Below are 17563 nucleotides of genomic sequence, written 5' to 3' on the forward strand. Positions count from 1 at the left end.
TTAACCCATACTTAAACTTCATAACACTAGTTTAAAATTGCGCATTCTAAAATAAGATTTTTCTTACTTAATGATTCTTCAAAAAAAAACCACACAACAAACATTATTTATAACTCGCAATACAGAAACATTGCATTATGTGTAGTTAATGATCATTTTCGTTACCAACAAAAAAATGGGCAATGTTAAGATAACATTGCCCATTTTAAGGATATATTTTTCTGAGTTATGATACTATTAACCCAATACAGCTTTTACTTTATCTGCAGCTTCTTGGAATTGTACAGCAGACTGTACATCTAAACCAGAATTATCAATTAATTCTTTTGCTAAATCTGCATTTGTACCTTGTAAACGAACAATAATAGGCACGTTTATAGTTCCCATATTCTTATATGCATCAATAACACCCTGAGCAACACGATCACAACGAACGATACCACCGAAGATATTAATCAAAATTGCTTTTACTGCAGGATCTTTTAATATAATTTTAAAAGCAGCCTCTACACGAGCAGCATCAGCAGTACCACCAACATCTAAAAAGTTAGCTGGCTCACCACCTGCTTGCTTAATTAAATCCATAGTTGCCATTGCTAAACCAGCTCCGTTTACCATGCACCCAACGTTACCATCAAGATCTACGTAATTTAAACCTAAAGCACCAGCTTCAACTTCAATTGCATTTTCTTCACGAAGATCACGCATTTCTGCATATTGTTTTCTTCTAAAAAGTGCATTATCATCTATAGATACCTTAGCATCTACAGCCATTATTTTATCATCCGAAGTTTTTAAAACTGGGTTGATTTCAAACATACTTGAATCACTTTCATCATATGCTTTATATAAAGATGCTACGAACTTTGTCATTTCTTTAAAAGCAGTACCAGATAATCCTAAATTAAAGGCAATCTTACGTGCTTGAAAAGGCAATAACCCTGTTCCAGGATCAATCTCTTCTGTAAAAATTAAATGAGGTGTATTTTCAGCTACTTCTTCGATATCCATACCACCTTCTGTAGAATACATAATCATGTTTCTACCAGTACCACGGTTTAATAAAACAGACATGTAAAACTCTTTAGTTTCACTTGCTCCTGGATAATAAACATCCTCTGCAACTAATATTTGGTGTACCTTTTTACCTTCAGCAGAAGTTTGAGGCGTAATCAAAGTCATTCCAATGATTTGTCCTGCAATTTCTTCAACCTCTTTTAAATTCTTAGCTAATTTAACTCCACCACCTTTTCCGCGGCCACCAGCGTGAACTTGCGCTTTTATAACGTGCCATCCAGTCCCTGTTTCTGCTGTTAATTGCTTTGCAGCATCTACAGCTTCTTTTGCAGTATGAGCTACAATTCCTCTTTGGATACGTACCCCAAAACTTGCTAAAATTTCTTTTCCTTGATATTCGTGAAGATTCATAAGTAAATCGTGTCTTTATTTAATGATGACAAAAATAACAAACCATTGCTAATTACCCTAATGAAATTAGAAAGCTATTTCCTTAAATTTTAAATTATCATCAAAAAATAACATATTAGGTATTTTTTTAGCTAAAATATACGCTTAATTCTCATATAAAATCTTTAAAAATAATGATCAAAATAAATGATTGCTTAAACAATTGCCCCTCAACTCCAAACCCACAGGGTTGTTATAAATAAAACAATTTGTTGTATTTTGGTTTTTTGATGTTTTATTTTGTTCAGAACAAAGAAGAAGTATAGATTTGCTTTAAAATTATAGTGCAATGACGAATCACGATTTATTGAACATCGCAAAAACCTACGGAGATCCGGTTTATGTGTATGATTCTGAAAAAATAATAGCCCAGTTTAACAGGCTTACTAACGCATTTAGCGGAGTTAAAAAACTAAAATTAAATTACGCCGCTAAGGCCTTATCAAATATTACTATATTAAAACTAATGAATAGTCTTGGTAGCGGCTTAGATACTGTTTCTATTCAAGAAGTGCAATTAGGTCTTCTTGCTGGTTTTAAACCTGAAAACATCATCTTTACCCCTAATGGAGTTTCTTTAGAAGAAATTGAAGAAGCTGCTAAATTAGGCGTACGTATTAATATAGATAACTTATCTATATTAGAACAATTTGGAAGTAAGTTCCCTAAAGTTCCAGTATGTATTCGTATCAACCCTCATGTAATGGCTGGAGGAAACTCTAACATTTCTGTAGGCCATATTGATTCAAAATTTGGAATTAGCATTCATCAAATACCGCATTTATTACGCATTGTAGAACTTACACAAATGCATATAAATGGCATTCATATGCATACTGGGAGCGACATATTAGATATTGATGTATTCCTTTATGCTTCTGAAATATTGTTTGAAACTGCTAAAAACTTCAAGGAATTAGATTTTATTGATTTCGGAAGTGGTTTTAAAGTACCTTATAAAGAAGGAGACATTGAGACAAACATAGAAGAATTAGGTAGTAAACTAACTGAAAAGTTTAATGCTTTCTGTAAAGAATACGGAAAAGAATTAACCTTAGCTTTTGAACCTGGTAAGTTTCTAGTGAGCGAAGCGGGCCAATTTCTTGCAAAAGTGAATGTTGTAAAACAGACAACATCTACGGTTTTTGCTAGTATTGATTCTGGATTTAATCACTTAATTCGCCCTATGCTTTATGGTTCTTACCATCAAATAGAAAACATCTCCAACCCAGAAGGTAGAGAACGTTACTATTCTGTGGTAGGCTACATTTGCGAAACGGATACTTTTGCTAGTAACCGTAGAATTACAGAAATATCTGAAGGAGATATACTTACCTTTAAAAATGCTGGTGCTTATTGCTTTACCATGGCAAGTAATTACAACAGCAGATTTAGACCTGCCGAAGTATTATGGCACAAAGGAGAAGCTGTATTAATTAGAGAGCGCGAAACTTTAGAAGATATCATTAAAAACCAAGTAGATGTAAAAAATCTTTTTTCAAAAAAAGAAAAAGCAACTGCTAAATAATAAAGTAAAATAATACCTATCTAAAAAAATCCTGCAATGCAGGATTTTTTGTTTTACAACGTTTTACTATTTTTTGGAAATAAAATAGCAATTAAAACGTTATTTTTATACATGTTAAGAGACTAAACAATCAAATAGTACAAAATGAAATTAACCTTATACGCTTTCTTTATCGTTAGCATGTTAAATATATTTACCACAAATGCTCAAGAAGTTACGTGGTTATCCTGGGAAGAAGCTGCAAAACTTGCCGAAACAGATAAAAATCCGAAGAAGATTTTTGTAGATGTCTATACGGATTGGTGTGGCTGGTGCAAAAAAATGGACAAGGATACTTTCCAAGATGCTACTGTAGCAGCCTATATGGAAAAGAATTTCTATATGGTGAAACTAGATGGCGAAGGCAAAGAACCTATAGAATTTAAAGGAAAGACTTTTAAGTTTGTTCCCTCTGGAAGAAACGGATATCATGAATTTGCTGCTGCATTAATGCAAGGAAAATTAAGCTACCCTACTACTATATTTTTAGATGAAAAAATGAATATGCTTTCTCCGATTCCAGGATATCAAAAACCGGATGCATTTTTACAAATAGCGAAGTACTTTGGAGACAATATCCACAAGGAAAAAGACTGGAAAACGTATACCGAAGGAAAATAAAATTTACAATACTTTTTGTGCCCACTCTGTCCATGATCCGTCATAGACAGATTTTTTATTTTTAATACCCACTAGTTCACTCGCTAATAAAAGTATACATGCAGTGACTCCCGACCCACAACTAAATACTAATGGTCGAACGTCATTTTTTACATTTTCAAACAGTTGTAGCAATTCCGTTTTATCTTTAAATTTATGATTATCAAGCACTGTGGTGTAGGGTATATTTATTGAATTGGGTATACTCCCGCTCCTTAAATCTTTTCTAGGTTCTGCCGCCGTTCCATTAAACCTACCTTGCGATCGTGCATCAATAAGTATGGCTACTTCTGATATCGTATTTTCTAAAACGGAGTTAAAATCGACCACCATTTCACTATTGAAAGATGCTGTAAAGTTCCCTCTTACATACGTTTCTTTCTTATTTTCTTCTAAAGGTAAATTATGATGAATCCACTCTGGTAAGCCTCCGTCTAAAACTGCAATATTTACATGTCCCATAGCCTTAAATAGCCACCAAACTCTAGGGCTCCAATAAATTCCCATAGCATCATAAACCACCAGTAGACTATTTTGATTAATTCCAAGATTTTGACACTCCTCTTGAAATTGCTCAGGGCTTGGTATCTTATTTGGATATGGATTTTCCGTTTCTGAAAAATTAGTTTTCAAATCAAAATAGCGCGCACCCACAATTCTAGTACTTATATTTTCCGAAAGAGCGCCTGACATTGGATTTGCAGCACTCGCGTCTAAAATTATCAAATTAGAATCGTTTAAATGTGCCTGCAGCCATTTTGATGAAACTATAGAAGTTTGTATTGTGCGCATTCTTTACATTTAATTGGCGTCACAAAAATTGAGCATAATTGCCTCGCGTTCCACAAAATCTGAATCTACAGTATAATCGATTATATCAAATTTATCAACAGGATAAACAATATTAGCGGGGTTACATATATTAAAAACTACACCTTCTAGAATTTGATTCCCCCCTAAAGCAGGTTCTGTTCCAAAACCAGAAAACACCAAAGCATCAGATAAGGGTACTCCTCGGTTTTGTCCTAAATCTCCACAAATATTATTTTTTACGCGTACTCTTCTAAAAATCACATTACCCGAACCATCTACAGATGATACCGCGCCATTACCCATTTGTAACAAATCAACATCCTCTACCAAACCACCGAGTCCACCTCTTGCCTCTGGGTCATTTTGATCTTCAAATAAAATACCAACACCATACGGGCTATTGTTTCCTATAATTAGTCCTTTTTTAATTTGTTGTCCACCGCTTTTATAAATACTAATATTATCCTCTGTCCAAGCTATTTCTCGATCGTTAATAACTGAAAAGTGTTCTAACAAACCGCCGTCACATTTATCATACTGAACAAGCTGACCTCTTGGGTACGGACCTCGCATGTTATGCCCTTCCAAAAAGGTAATTTTAGAATTATCACATTGATTCATTCGAACTCCTGTAGAACCATCTTCAACCTTGACTTGGTTTATAACTAAATCTTTAGAATTAAACCCATCAATACAATTTCTTTCTGCATCGGGCAATGGCCCTTGTGCAGGTGCATTTATATACTTAATTGAGCAGTTCTCTATGGTCAAATTATCTGCCTCAGAAAACTTAATACCCATATGAGCTCCGGTATATGTAATGATGCAATTTGAAATTTTAACGCCAGAAAAACCTGCTATAGCTATAGCGTCACTAGAAGTCGCAGTAATAAATACATCCTTGATTATTTGGTTATTCTCAGTGACAACAATTGGGCCTGAAGCTTTGAGATCTAATCCAATACATGATGCTTCTAAAACTGTACTTGTTGTTGTATACGAATTCTCAGTGCCATCTTCAGCCGTAACTGTATACACAACAGAATCAGAAAAGTCTTTTGCAACTTTAGAAGCAGGAAAAATAGTAGCATTATTTGAATAAACAATAGTAGGAATGAGCACATCTAAAGGGGTGCCCGGTTCAAACAGTGCATTTATTGTTTTTCTCTCCTTATCAATAGTAGCGCGAATATCTTTAGCTAATATTGGGTTATCAGCAGCTAAAAACGAAAAAGACAAAATTATTTTCTCACTACTTTGTTTTATTTCAGATTGTGTAGAATCTTCTTTTTTACATGACGTTAGCACTAAAAAAAGCAAAATTGATATCCTAATGTTTTGCTCCAGTATTGATGTTTTAAAATTCATACCGTTTGATTTTAAAATACCTTTAAAAAGGGTAGTATATTCCTAGTGCTAACGTATTATTTAAAGTTTTATTTAGAATTAAACGGTAAAAAACTATCTACTATAATTTGGAGATTCTTTGGTAATCGTCACATCATGTGGGTGACTCTCATTAATACCACTAGCGGTAATTTTCACAAACCTTCCAGTGTCTTGTAGTGTTGCAATATCTTTTGCTCCACAATAGCCCATACCTGCTTTTAAACCTCCAATAAATTGGTGAATACTTTCAAACAAATCGCCTTTATAAGGCACACGCCCTACTATACCTTCTGGTACTAATTTTTTAATATCGTCTTCTACATCTTGGAAATAACGATCTTTAGAGCCTTGTTTCATAGCTTCAACAGACCCCATTCCGCGATATGATTTAAATTTTCTTCCTTCGTATATAATAGTTTCTCCTGGAGATTCTTTAGTACCTGCTAAAAGCGAACCTAACATAACGGTATCTGCTCCAGCTGCAATAGCTTTTGGAATATCGCCTGTATAGCGAATACCTCCATCTGCAATTACAGGCACTCCACTCCCTTTAATAGCTGCAGCTACTTCTAGCACTGCCGAAAACTGAGGAAAACCAACTCCTGCAACTATTCGAGTGGTACAAATAGATCCTGGGCCTATACCAACCTTTACGGCATCTGCACCAGCTTCTACCAAATACTTGGCAGCTGCTCCTGTTGCAATATTCCCAACAATAACATCTAAATCTGGAAACCTTGCTTTTACTTTCTTTAAAACTTCAACGACTCCTCTGGTATGCCCATGCGCAGTATCAATTACCACAGCATCAACACCTGCATTTACTAATGCTTCTGCTCTTTCAACTGCATCAGCAGTAACTCCTAAAGCAGCAGCTACTCGTAAACGACCATATTGATCTTTATTGGCAATAGGCTTCTGCGTAAGCTTTGTTATATCTCTAAACGTTATTAATCCAACTAGTTTGTAGTTTTTATCTACTACTGGAAGTTTTTCTATTTTATTCTCTTGTAAAATATCTTCAGCCTGTTCTAGTGAAGTACCTTCTGCTACAGTTACTAAATTTTTAGTCGTCATCACCTCAGAAATAGGGCGATCATTATTTTTTTCAAATCGCAAATCACGATTAGTCACAATACCAATTAATTTACCATCGCCATCAACAATAGGAATTCCTCCTATTCCAAATTCTTTCATGTTTGCTTTGGCGTCACGAACAAAGGAATTTAAAGGTAACGTTACCGGATCGATAATCATACCGCTTTCTGCCCTTTTCACTTTACGAACTTTCATTGCTTGCTGTTCGATAGTCATGTTCTTGTGTAAAACACCAATACCACCTTCCTGAGCCATAGCAATTGCCATTTTAGACTCCGTAACGGTATCCATAGCGGCGGAAACTATAGGAACATTGATGGTAATGTTTCGGGTAAATTTTGTTTGAATATTTACTTCTCTTGGAAGTACTTCAGAATAAGCTGGGACTAAGAGTACGTCATCGTAAGTAAGACCTTCTCCAACTATTTTATCAAGATGTGCTTGCATGGCAATTAAAGATTAATTGCGTGCAAATATACGATATTAATTGGTTTCTATTATCGAACCTACAATTATATAATCATTTCATAAAACAGATTAGAAAAAGACCGATTAAACTTAAAATTTAAATTGTAACGTAGTATAAAATGTTCTTGGTTGAGAAGGCAAAATACCAGGCCCTGGATACCCCGTAGCTCTACGTGTAAAATAGCTATTATCTAAAAGGTTATTTACGCCTGTCTCTAATTTAAAATATTTATAAGCGTAAGACAACGAAAAATCTAAAATATCATACGCTGGTATCTCACCAATGATACCACTTTGACTATCAAAATCTCTTGGAGAATTGGTGGCATCTGTAAATTGACTTCCTAAATAGGTATACTGCAAACTTCCCAACAGATCTTTATATCCAAAATTCAAGCCTGTTTTGATATTATAATCAGGAATAAACTCTACTTTATTTCCTTCTACGTTGTTAGCTCCGGATGAAATATACTCGCTACCTGTAAATGCCATATTTACAAATACATTCAGCTTACCATTTTTGTTACTTGATAGTACCTCCCACAGATTGAAATCTAAAAAACTTTCAAAACCATAGGTTACCGCATCTCCAATATTTCCTCTAAACTGTTCTTGCTCAATATCACTAACTTCCCGTAAAACAACCCCTATACGATTGTCATAACGCAATAAAAAAGCCCCTACATCATAAGAAAGCACATTTCCTAACCTTCCTCTTGCTCCCAAATCAAACGTATACCCACTTTCATCTGAAATATTAGGATCTACAACTAAAGACGGATTATTAATACGGATATCATTGAACGTAACCGATCTAAAATTTTGACTAAAATTACCATACAATTCTACCGCATTAAAAGGCTTGTAACTTACCCCTACCCCTAGTAAAACAAACTGACGTGAAAAATCTCTATTATCTGGCACCTCAATATTTAGAATTGGGTTACCCGCATTATCCAAGTTTATTTGCTTGTATGCTCCCTGACTTTCTGTTTTTATATATTCAAAACGAGCACCTGGAGTAATGGATAGATTATCTTTAATATTAAAAATGTTTTCAGCAAAGAGCGCTAAGTTTAAGTTTGGAAATTCAAAATCGCTCTGTCTGGAGTAATCTGGATATTCATCATCTGCAAAACCAAAATTGGCATCTGCTCCATTAGTCCCTGGGCCCTGACGTTCCGAGTTTTTAGACTGATAGTACTTAGAACCCACCAAAAACACGTGGTCTCCATCTAGTAAACTGTAGCGAGTTAAGACTCTTGCTTCTGCTCCCCAGTTATTAAAATTACCAACGATAAGCTCTCTTGGCGCCGTTAAATCATCTTCCTGAGAAACTCTATTTTCTCTAAAACCTACCGATTTTCTAAAAGCATTTAAGGCAAATAAGTTAAGACTAAAATCTGTTTTATTTGAAAAGGAATGATCTAACCTCACGGAATATAATTTCCAGTCTACATTAAACCAATTTCTTGTTCTATTACTAAAAGTTGGATCATCTTCAAATTGTTGATCTGTTAAACCACCAGGCTGATGCGCCAAATAATTTAAATAACTAAACTCAAAGGTCAGTTTGGTTTTATCTGAAAAATTATGATTTACATGCAAATAACCGTTATAGGAATCAAATTCTGAATTTGGCCGAAAGCCATCTCCTGTTTTAAAATTATAAAAAGCATAATACTGTGTTTTACCAACCGTTCCTCCAAGACTATTAAAGCTGGTAATTAAATTATTAGACCCCAAAGTTTGTCTAGAAATCCACTCAATTTCTTTATCAGGGTTAGGCTGCTTCATTTTAAAATTAATAAGCCCCCCAAATTGAGTTCCGTATTGTAAAGATGCTGCCCCTCTAACCACTTCTATTTGAGCTACAGCTTCTGCCGGTGGCGTATAATAACTTTCTGGATATCCCAAAACATCAGCAGAAATATCATATCCATTTTGCCTTGTATTAAAGTTAGATGTGCGGTTTGGGTCCAAACCTCTACCTCCTATATTAAGCTGCAAACCAGCATCACTATTATCGTATATATTTAAACCAACTACCTGCGCGTATAATTGCCTAGCAGTACCACTAGCAAGATTTGCTGTTAAATTTTCTACCAATACAACCTCACTTTTTTTACCTTCATAAATTGCAGTACCTTCTACTGCTTTTAATTTATTTAAGGCGAAAATCTTTTCTTTTCTAGCCACCAAAACAACTTCCGATAATTGTTCTCCAAGCGTTTCTAAGGCGATAGCTAAAGAAGTATTACCTACAACTTCAATAGTTTGTTCAGATATGCTATATTCAAATGAAAAAACAACAATTTTATAATTTCCTGGCTTCACATCACTGAATTGGAAAGTCCCATCTGATGCGCTAACAACCTTCTTTGACAACTCATAGATGTATACTTCTGCATCTACCACAGGTGCATTAGTTTCTGCGCTAGTGATTGTTCCTGAAATGGTAAATTGTGCCTGCGCTGCAGCGGTAAATAGTAAAAAAATTACCCCTACAATTGTTTTAAAGTCCTTTAATATCATCATTAAAATTAAGTATCCATTTTTTTGGCGCAAAAGAATCTTTTTCCTTTGCTAAATCAACTTTTGGGTCTATATACGGCTGACTCAATCTTCCGTTTATAGCCACATAACTTTCTACATACACTTCTATATTCTTTGAACCATTCTCTGAAAAATGATCTGCCAAATAATGCGCATATTGCAATATAAAATCAGGCTGTGTACTCATTTGCTTTTCCTGAAACGAGCTTAAAAAATCATTATTATCTATTAAAAATGATTTTCCAGTAGCGCTATCAACCACTTTAAATTGTGCATAACCTGCTTTTTCCATTAACATAACACGCCATGAAAACCGATACCCTTCCTCTGTCCAGAAAAGCTCCTTTTCATAAAGCAAATAACGCCATGGCAAAAGTAATTGTAATAATAGAAATAGGCCTATTATTAGTAGTGGAATTTTACGAGGAGACTTCCGTACGACTGCTGCGTTCTTTAAGGGTTTTAATTTCAATAATTCTGAGGCTTTATTGATTAATTTCTCATGAAAATCACTATCAAAGAAAATTAAAGCACTTACGATCATCACGAAAGGAAATACACCTATCGGAAACAAAATTCTTGTGAGCACATGAAAAACTACGACCATAAAGAAACCAAACCAACGGGTAGGTTTGTATAGTAGTAAAAAAGGAATCATCAAATCATAAAGCGCTCCTCCCCAACTAAAGGCGTAATGCACCCATTCTTTTTGCAACCAACTCCCTAAGACTGGAAGATCATAATTAGAAGGCAACCATATTTTAAGCGGCATAGCCTCTACCAACCAATCACTATTTAATTTAGCCAAACCCGCATAAAAATATACGATGAATAGCATTACCTTAATACAATCTACATTCCATTTTGGAATATATTCTTGGTTTAATGAGTTATCTAGATACGCATCTAAAGAAAATCTTCTATTGGCTGGTAAAAATAACAATAGAAAGCTAAGGCAACTCACAAAATAATAATGGTTAAGATAGGTGGTCTTATCCATCAATTCAATATAGGTAAAGCATAAAAAGAAAATGATTATGCTTGGTTTATATTTATAACCAATAGTTATTAGAACTGAAGTTATGAGGCACACTATAAATAGTAGGTAGGTATAATTACCTAAAGGCTTAATCCATTCAAAACCATAATAAGAAAAGAAAAATTTAGGTTGTATATACAGCTTTTCCACCCAACCATAACTAATAAACCTTATAGCACTATAAAACATCATTAATCCAAAAAAAATACGAAAGACCGCTAAATTAGCGGTCTTAATATTTTTATCTAAATATGTATTTAAAAACGATTTCATTAATCTCCGTCGGCATCAACAAAATCGACATTTATACTTAAGGCTTGCAGCATATCAACTTTAAGTAAAATTACATTACGTTGTAATTCATCATAAGTCTCTGTCATTTTAGAATTATCGGTAGTCACTTGAAGTGCTAAGTCATTCCCTAACTCCGCCGCTTTCGTCTTAGAACTCTCAAACTGATTATTGATAAGGCTACTTAAATCATCTCCATTCTTAATGGTATTTAAAAAATCTAAATATGATTTTAAGCTTTCCCCTTCTGAAGCTGATGTAAAGCTTTTTCCGTTAAAAAAGTTCTGAGATGCTGTAATTGCAGCTAACAACAATTCTTTCCCAATTTCTTTACTATATAGTGCTTCAACTTTTTCTGGCAATGGATCTACAGAGAAAACCCCTGCTGGAATTCCAATCTTACCTGCTCTCAACGATTTTTCATAATAGAAAAGAAAATCATTGACCAACTTATCTACAGAACCTGTTGCCGATGAACTTGTCCCCGTCACAAAAGCACTTCTATAACTGCCTTCCCAATCATTTAAAACGGTATTTGACAATTCTAAAACAGTATTAGTCAATTCATTTAAATAGCCGTTATATCCTGTAGCAGTAGATTCTGAATTATAAAAAGCCACTATTTCTGCATCAGTACTAGCTAAGCCGTTAATCAAATAATCTATTGCAGGAAAACCTTGAATGGCAATATTGGAAGGCAATGAAAAATTATACGTGTTATTGCCTATATTTTGTTCAATGCTTGTTACATCCGTTGGATACACATTTAAACGGTTTCTAAAGTTTAACTCTTCTGCTTTCCCTATCTCAAACATAGATACAGTTTGAAAAGATACGTAAGCATCTTTCCATGCGCTACGTAAATTCTGAAGATTTTCTTCTGTAGGAGTTTCTGTAAATACAGAAGAAGCCTGTACCATTACAGCAACATCTGCATTAAAAGCAGTATATGCCGGAATAATAATATTGTCTGCCCAATTTATAAGCATTGCACTACGGTTGAAATTATCATTATTCTCTTCCGAACTACTTCCTCCATTATCACTAGTGGAGCAAGCGAAAACAATTAAACTCAAAAGGATAATAAATCCCCAAACTTTTGTTCTTTTCATACTAACTTTTTTCAACAACCAAGCCTTATTGTTTTAAATAAGGCTTGGTAATTTATGTGTTTTTCTAATAAAACTTATTCAATACTTGCAGCCTGTGCAACAGTAAAATCGAATTCTGCAGCTATAGCTTCTGAAATACTTTCTATAGTAGCTACTTCCAAATCCCAAAGACCATTCTCACCATCTCCAGTTAGTTGTGAAAGCAATGCATCTACTTCTTCCTTACTAAAGTAAGCGTCATTTGTTCCTGGCACTCTTGTAAATCTAAGGCTATATATAAATCCGTAAGCTTCAGATAATGCATGGAAAGATCCAGTAACTTCACCATTTGCAATTTTAGTTTTTGCTTGTTGTAGGTAGTAAATTCCTCTAACCGCGATTACTTTAGAAATATTCTCACGAATTATTTCTGCTTGCTCATCACGTACTTCGTAATCTTTAGCAACAATAGCAGCTCTACCTAATTTAAAAGCTTCAAAAATATCTGCTGCAATGGTAGCAAAATCTGTGTCATCATTTACACGACCTGTATATTCATTTAAAAACTTATCATCTTCACCAATTGTTAAGTTAGGATTTGCAGGGTTTTCAGAAGTACCATAAATGTAGCCATACGCTTCATCCCACTTATGCTCCATTGAAGTATATGATTTTCCCTCTTCTACGATATCACTATCATTGTTAGCTCTATTACTTTCTGCATCTAAAACAGCAGTACTTAAATAGTTATTTAAGATTTGATCTACCATTAATGCGCCTAATACTGATTTTGCAAACATTTGATTGTATTCCAATCCTAGAGCATTAACATATCTTGTAGACGTACCATCCGCTACTTGACCTGCAACACCCGCAGAAGCAAGTACATTTTCATTAGGAAATACTTCATTGATCTGCCCTTCTATATATTCTGCAAACTCTCCTTTAATAACAGCCGCTTCGGTCGTATTTGCAGCAAAGAAGTCTGCAGAAGCAGCCACTTTACTCTCTATACTTTTATCTGAACTATTTAAATCATCTTCTGAAAAATCAGTAGCACCTTCTACATGCGCAAACATAGCTTTTATAGAAGCTTCTGTTGCGGTCTCAAAAGCTTTAAAGGCATCAGATGTTTCTCCCGCCATTAAAATTCTTGTCGTTTGTCCGTCAAAACTCACCGTAGAAACACCATCTCTTTCGAAGGTATATAAAGCAGGGGTTGAAATATCTGGTGTATTATCTCCAGAAACATTATCATCATCATTATTGCAAGAAGTGAATAAAAGAGTAGCACAAAGTGGTAATAAAAGCAATTTTTTCATAGTAATACTTATTAAGATTTAATATAAATAATCTTTCGAGTGCAAATTTAATATCAAAATTGAGACTACCAAATTTTATTTATATTAAATCTAAATAAATATTAAAAATTAATTTTAAATTTTCTAATGGTACGCTTTAAACAGTTCTGTTGCTTTATTATAAGCTGCTTCAAAAACCATCCAATTAACATTAGTAGCTACTTTTTCTGATGTAAAATAGGAAAGCATTTTTTCTGTAGGCATATTGCCTGTGAGTTCATCCTTTGCCATAGGGCAACCTCCAAAACCTTGTATGGCTCCATCAAATCTGCGACACCCAGATGTGTAGGCTGCATTAATTTTTTCATGCCATTTTGTTGGCGTAGTATGAAGATGAGCACCAAATTCAATATGTGGATATTTTGGAATTAAATTAGAGAACAGATAGGTGATCTGTTCCGGAGTAGAGGAACCTACAGTATCGGAAAGTGATAAAATTTTTACGCCCATTGCTGATAATTTCTCCGTCCACTCCCCTACAATCTCCACATTCCATGGATCGCCGTACGGGTTACCAAAACCCATAGAAATATAGGTAACTACCTCTTTGTTTGATTTATTAGCCACCTCAAGGATTTCTTTTAATATTTCAACAGATTCTGCGATTGTCTTATGGGTATTCCGCATTTGAAAATTTTCTGAAATAGAAAAAGGATAACCTAAGAAATCTATTTTCTCTTCTTTTGAAGCCTCCTCCGCACCCCTAACATTAGCTACAATGGATAATAACTTACTTTGTGTTTTAGATAAATCTAGCAATGAAAGTACTTCTGAAGTATCTATCATTTGTGGAATAGCTTTAGGAGACACAAAACTACCCACATCAATAGTATCAAAACCACAGCCCAACAAAGATTGAATATACTTCACCTTTTCTTCTGTAGGAATAAAAGTCTTTATTCCTTGCATTGCATCACGAGGACACTCTACTATTTTTACATTGTTAGTCATAAAGCCAATTGTAATCTATTTCAAAATTACCACTATTTATTTAAAAATAAGAGGTAGACGCCAATCCCAATAAAAACAACAATTTGCATCCACTTTAAAATAAAGCCCACTTTTTTATTAGATTTTATATATTTAGACACCATACCTGATAAAATGGCAATAATAACAAAAACTATAAATGAAATTAGTATAAAAATAAATCCCAAAATATAGAACTGAAATTGAACACTAATATCATCGCTAAAAAGAAAACCAGGAAAAAATGCTAAGAAAAAAATAGTCACCTTAGGATTCAAGACATTCATTATAAACCCTTGTCTAAAAAGAGATACGATGTTCTTTTTGGGAATGGCATCTGATTTTAAATCAATCTGTCCAGAACTTTTAAACACTTTATAGGCCAAATAAAATAGATATAAAGCTCCAAATACTTTAATACAGGTTAAAATTAAAATATTTTCTTTTATTAATGCAGAAACACCAAAAGCCAATAAAGTAGTATGAATTAAACAGCCACTAACCAACCCAAAAGCCGTAGCTATGCCGTCTTTTCTACCATTTATCACACTTTGCATTAATACATAAATGATATCTGGACCTGGTGTTATTGCAAGTGCCGCTGTGGCTATAATAAAGGTATAAAGGAGATCGTAATTCAAACCGAAAATTTATAATAAAGCTAAATATACTCTTAAAAGGTAAAATATTTAGGCCGTATTACCCTATCTTACCTAAAAGATTTCTTATGAAGAATATTGCTTTAGTTTTAATCTTGCTCACCATCACATCAATTCATGCGCAAGACGAAACAATAACAACGGAAAAAATGACAGAAACTATAAGTATTAACGACAACAAATTATTAAGACATGTTGTTTTATTTCAGTTTAAAAAGGGTACTACTGCTGAAAAAATAAAAGAAATAGAATCAGCTTTTCATAAGCTACCCTCCAAGATTAAAGAAATTTCCAGTTATGAATGGGGATTAAACAATAGTCCTGAAAATTTAAACAAAGGCTTTACGCATTGCTTTTTTATAACATTTAAAAATGAAGAAGACCGCGCTAAATATTTACCACACCCAGACCACAAAGCTTTTGGAGAATTATTAACACCACATTTAGAAGATGTACTTGTATTAGATTACTGGACCAACTAACTTCTTTTTAAGATAGCCTTGTTAATTCTCTTCACTAAAGCAGGGCCTTCGTAGATAAAGCCTGTCCATAATTGAATTAAATCTGCGCCAGCATCTAATTTCTCTAGCGCTTCTTCTGGAGAAGTAATTCCGCCTACCCCAATAATAGGGAATGCTTTATTACTTTTCTCAGATAAAAACCTAATAACTTCCGTACTTCGCTGCGCTAAAGGTTTTCCGCTTAAACCACCAGCTTCTTCTAAAAGCAACTGATGAGACTTTAAACCCTGTCGGTTAATTGTCGTATTAGTCGCTATAATGCCGTCTATCTTTGTAACAGCAACAATTTCAATAATATCTAATAGCTGACTATCCGTCAAGTCTGGAGCAATCTTAAGTAAGATTGGTTTTTCTTTAACTGCTTTGGCGTTGGCTATTTTAGTGTTTTCTAATTTTAGTTGGTTCAATAATTTAGTCAAAGGTTCCTTATCCTGTAACTCTCTTAAGCCTGGAGTATTTGGCGAACTTACATTTACGACAAAATAATCGACATGATCAAAAAGAGCATCAAAACAAATAAGATAATCTGAAGTTGCTTTATCGTTAGGTGTAATTTTATTTTTACCAATATTTCCACCAACAATAACTCTATGTTCTTTTTTTAGCTCCGCTACAGCTTCTAAAACCCCTAAATTATTAAATCCCATTCGATTAATAATCGCTTGATCTGCCTTTAATCTAAAAAGTCGTTTTTTAGGGTTGCCTTCTTGTGGTTTTGGTGTGAGCGTACCTATTTCTATAAATCCGAATCCGAAATCAGATAACTCATTATACAGCTTTGCATTTTTATCAAACCCTGCTCCTAATCCTACTGGGTTTTTAAATGTAAGACCAAATAAGTTACGTTCAAGCTTCTTATCCTCTATAACATAGATTGATCTAATGAGTTTTGAAAAGCCCATTTTACCTAGTAGATTAATCATAAAAAAAGAAAAATGATGAATCTTCTCTGGATCAAACAAGAAAAATATAGGGCGTAGAATAAGTTTGTACATGAATGGATAAAATTTTCACAAAAATACAAACATCAACAAGGAACTTTACCAGTTACTCCTAATTTTATTAACACAACAATACACCTTATTCTATAAGTTTCTCAATTGGTGTTCTTTTTGCAGATTCGCACAGTAATTGATAGCGTTCATATTGTTTTTCGTTAAATAATGAAATCAGTTTTTGATCATAACTCACTGTAATTGCAAACATTTTATCTTCTAATTCCTTATGCTTCTTAGCAAGAATTAAAAGTTCATCTGGTGTACTTTGCGGATGGGTTTCAAAAAGTTTTTTAACTTCCAATTCCTGATCATCCAACTCCGCCTTCAGATCTTTCCGCAACACCTCTAAAACCGTTGTTTGCTCTTCATTTAATTGAAAAATAGTCTTTATAGTATCCGCATTTTTACTGCCAATATCTAAAATACAAGCTTGCGCATTTGTTTTGATTACACTTAAAAAAAGGACTATCACTGAAAATAAAAGTTTAAACTTCATTTGTTTGATTTGAATTGAATTAAAAAACAATGGACTATAGTTAAAACGCACTTTTTACTAAATAGTATAATTTAAAGTACTAAAAAATAAAAAGCCACCTATTGGTGGCTTAAATACTTA

The 17563-nt window shown here is 33.9% G+C and carries 15 protein-coding genes; 3 read left to right on the forward strand and 12 right to left on the reverse strand.

What is annotated here, in order from left to right; translation table 11 throughout:
• Positions 1-237: 237 nt before the first annotated feature.
• Complete coding sequence (gene sucC, locus CELAL_RS01645) at positions 238-1428, reverse strand: ADP-forming succinate--CoA ligase subunit beta (protein ID WP_013549171.1); 1191 nt, start codon at positions 1426-1428, stop codon at positions 238-240.
• A gap of 328 nt (positions 1429-1756) precedes the next feature.
• Here sucC and lysA point away from each other — a divergent pair, with 328 nt between their 5' ends.
• Together lysA and CELAL_RS01655 are read left to right on the forward strand one after the other, a co-directional pair.
• The gene (lysA, locus tag CELAL_RS01650; protein WP_013549172.1) at positions 1757-2995 is read left to right on the forward strand and encodes a diaminopimelate decarboxylase; all 1239 of its coding nucleotides are present in this window, start codon (positions 1757-1759) and stop codon (positions 2993-2995) included.
• Between the two features lie 144 nt (positions 2996-3139).
• On the forward strand, positions 3140-3655 hold the full coding sequence (locus CELAL_RS01655) for a thioredoxin family protein (protein WP_013549173.1): 516 nt from the start codon (positions 3140-3142) through the stop codon (positions 3653-3655).
• A 3-nt stretch (positions 3656-3658) separates the two neighbouring features.
• Here CELAL_RS01655 and CELAL_RS01660 read toward each other — a convergent pair whose 3' ends face one another.
• The 9 genes from CELAL_RS01660 to CELAL_RS01700 form a co-directional block, all read right to left on the reverse strand.
• Positions 3659-4486 (reverse strand): sulfurtransferase, encoded by an 828-nt coding sequence (locus tag CELAL_RS01660; RefSeq protein ID WP_013549174.1) that lies wholly within the window; start codon positions 4484-4486, stop codon positions 3659-3661.
• A 9-nt stretch (positions 4487-4495) separates the two neighbouring features.
• A complete protein-coding gene (locus CELAL_RS21325; RefSeq protein ID WP_013549175.1) occupies positions 4496-5875 on the reverse strand; it encodes a DUF5018 domain-containing protein in 1380 nt (459 codons plus the stop codon).
• A gap of 93 nt (positions 5876-5968) precedes the next feature.
• Entirely contained in the window at positions 5969-7441 is a 1473-nt protein-coding gene (guaB, locus tag CELAL_RS01670; RefSeq protein WP_013549176.1) for an IMP dehydrogenase, read from the reverse strand.
• Between the two features lie 111 nt (positions 7442-7552).
• Positions 7553-9997: a TonB-dependent receptor domain-containing protein gene (locus tag CELAL_RS01675; RefSeq protein WP_041557414.1), complete on the reverse strand. Its 2445-nt coding sequence runs from the start codon at positions 9995-9997 to the stop codon at positions 7553-7555.
• On the reverse strand, positions 9978-11330 hold the full coding sequence (locus CELAL_RS01680; protein ID WP_013549178.1) for an HTTM domain-containing protein: 1353 nt from the start codon (positions 11328-11330) through the stop codon (positions 9978-9980). Before CELAL_RS01680 ends, CELAL_RS01675 begins: the two co-directional genes overlap by 20 nt.
• Entirely contained in the window at positions 11330-12460 is a 1131-nt protein-coding gene (locus CELAL_RS01685) for an imelysin family protein (RefSeq protein ID WP_013549179.1), read from the reverse strand. Before CELAL_RS01685 ends, CELAL_RS01680 begins: the two co-directional genes overlap by 1 nt.
• 74 nt (positions 12461-12534) lie before the next feature.
• Positions 12535-13761 (reverse strand): DUF4856 domain-containing protein, encoded by a 1227-nt coding sequence (locus CELAL_RS01690; RefSeq protein WP_013549180.1) that lies wholly within the window; start codon positions 13759-13761, stop codon positions 12535-12537.
• Between the two features lie 123 nt (positions 13762-13884).
• Entirely contained in the window at positions 13885-14751 is an 867-nt protein-coding gene (locus tag CELAL_RS01695) for a hydroxymethylglutaryl-CoA lyase (protein ID WP_013549181.1), read from the reverse strand.
• A 32-nt stretch (positions 14752-14783) separates the two neighbouring features.
• Complete coding sequence (locus CELAL_RS01700; protein ID WP_013549182.1) at positions 14784-15410, reverse strand: LysE family translocator; 627 nt, start codon at positions 15408-15410, stop codon at positions 14784-14786.
• Between the two features lie 86 nt (positions 15411-15496).
• Here CELAL_RS01700 and CELAL_RS01705 point away from each other — a divergent pair, with 86 nt between their 5' ends.
• Positions 15497-15910 (forward strand): Dabb family protein, encoded by a 414-nt coding sequence (locus CELAL_RS01705; protein ID WP_013549183.1) that lies wholly within the window; start codon positions 15497-15499, stop codon positions 15908-15910.
• Here CELAL_RS01705 and CELAL_RS01710 read toward each other — a convergent pair.
• A complete protein-coding gene (locus CELAL_RS01710; protein WP_013549184.1) occupies positions 15907-16944 on the reverse strand; it encodes a quinone-dependent dihydroorotate dehydrogenase in 1038 nt (345 codons plus the stop codon). The two genes, CELAL_RS01705 and CELAL_RS01710, sit on opposite strands and share 4 nt — an antisense overlap.
• 85 nt (positions 16945-17029) lie before the next feature.
• Positions 17030-17443 carry a hypothetical protein gene (locus CELAL_RS01715; RefSeq protein WP_041557416.1) on the reverse strand — a complete coding sequence of 138 codons (414 nt, stop codon included), beginning with the start codon at positions 17441-17443 and terminating at the stop codon, positions 17030-17032.
• Positions 17444-17563 lie beyond the last annotated feature (120 nt).

This window comes from Cellulophaga algicola DSM 14237 (assembly GCF_000186265.1).
In the GTDB taxonomy this organism is placed as follows: domain Bacteria; phylum Bacteroidota; class Bacteroidia; order Flavobacteriales; family Flavobacteriaceae; genus Cellulophaga; species Cellulophaga algicola.

Bases quoted from the DNA above. Each gene is read 5' to 3' on its own strand.
- sucC (WP_013549171.1), bottom strand. From the start codon at position 1,428: ATGAATCTTCACGAATATCAAGGAAAAGAAATTTTAGCAAGTTTTGGG.
- lysA (WP_013549172.1), top strand. From the start codon at position 1,757: ATGACGAATCACGATTTATTGAACATCGCAAAAACCTACGGAGATCCG.
- CELAL_RS01655 (WP_013549173.1), top strand. From the start codon at position 3,140: ATGAAATTAACCTTATACGCTTTCTTTATCGTTAGCATGTTAAATATA.
- CELAL_RS01660 (WP_013549174.1), bottom strand. From the start codon at position 4,486: ATGCGCACAATACAAACTTCTATAGTTTCATCAAAATGGCTGCAGGCA.
- CELAL_RS21325 (WP_013549175.1), bottom strand. From the start codon at position 5,875: ATGAATTTTAAAACATCAATACTGGAGCAAAACATTAGGATATCAATT.
- guaB (WP_013549176.1), bottom strand. From the start codon at position 7,441: ATGCAAGCACATCTTGATAAAATAGTTGGAGAAGGTCTTACTTACGAT.
- CELAL_RS01675 (WP_041557414.1), bottom strand. From the start codon at position 9,997: ATGATATTAAAGGACTTTAAAACAATTGTAGGGGTAATTTTTTTACTA.
- CELAL_RS01680 (WP_013549178.1), bottom strand. From the start codon at position 11,330: ATGAAATCGTTTTTAAATACATATTTAGATAAAAATATTAAGACCGCT.
- CELAL_RS01685 (WP_013549179.1), bottom strand. From the start codon at position 12,460: ATGAAAAGAACAAAAGTTTGGGGATTTATTATCCTTTTGAGTTTAATT.
- CELAL_RS01690 (WP_013549180.1), bottom strand. From the start codon at position 13,761: ATGAAAAAATTGCTTTTATTACCACTTTGTGCTACTCTTTTATTCACT.
- CELAL_RS01695 (WP_013549181.1), bottom strand. From the start codon at position 14,751: ATGACTAACAATGTAAAAATAGTAGAGTGTCCTCGTGATGCAATGCAA.
- CELAL_RS01705 (WP_013549183.1), top strand. From the start codon at position 15,497: ATGAAGAATATTGCTTTAGTTTTAATCTTGCTCACCATCACATCAATT.
- CELAL_RS01710 (WP_013549184.1), bottom strand. From the start codon at position 16,944: ATGTACAAACTTATTCTACGCCCTATATTTTTCTTGTTTGATCCAGAG.
- CELAL_RS01715 (WP_041557416.1), bottom strand. From the start codon at position 17,443: ATGAAGTTTAAACTTTTATTTTCAGTGATAGTCCTTTTTTTAAGTGTA.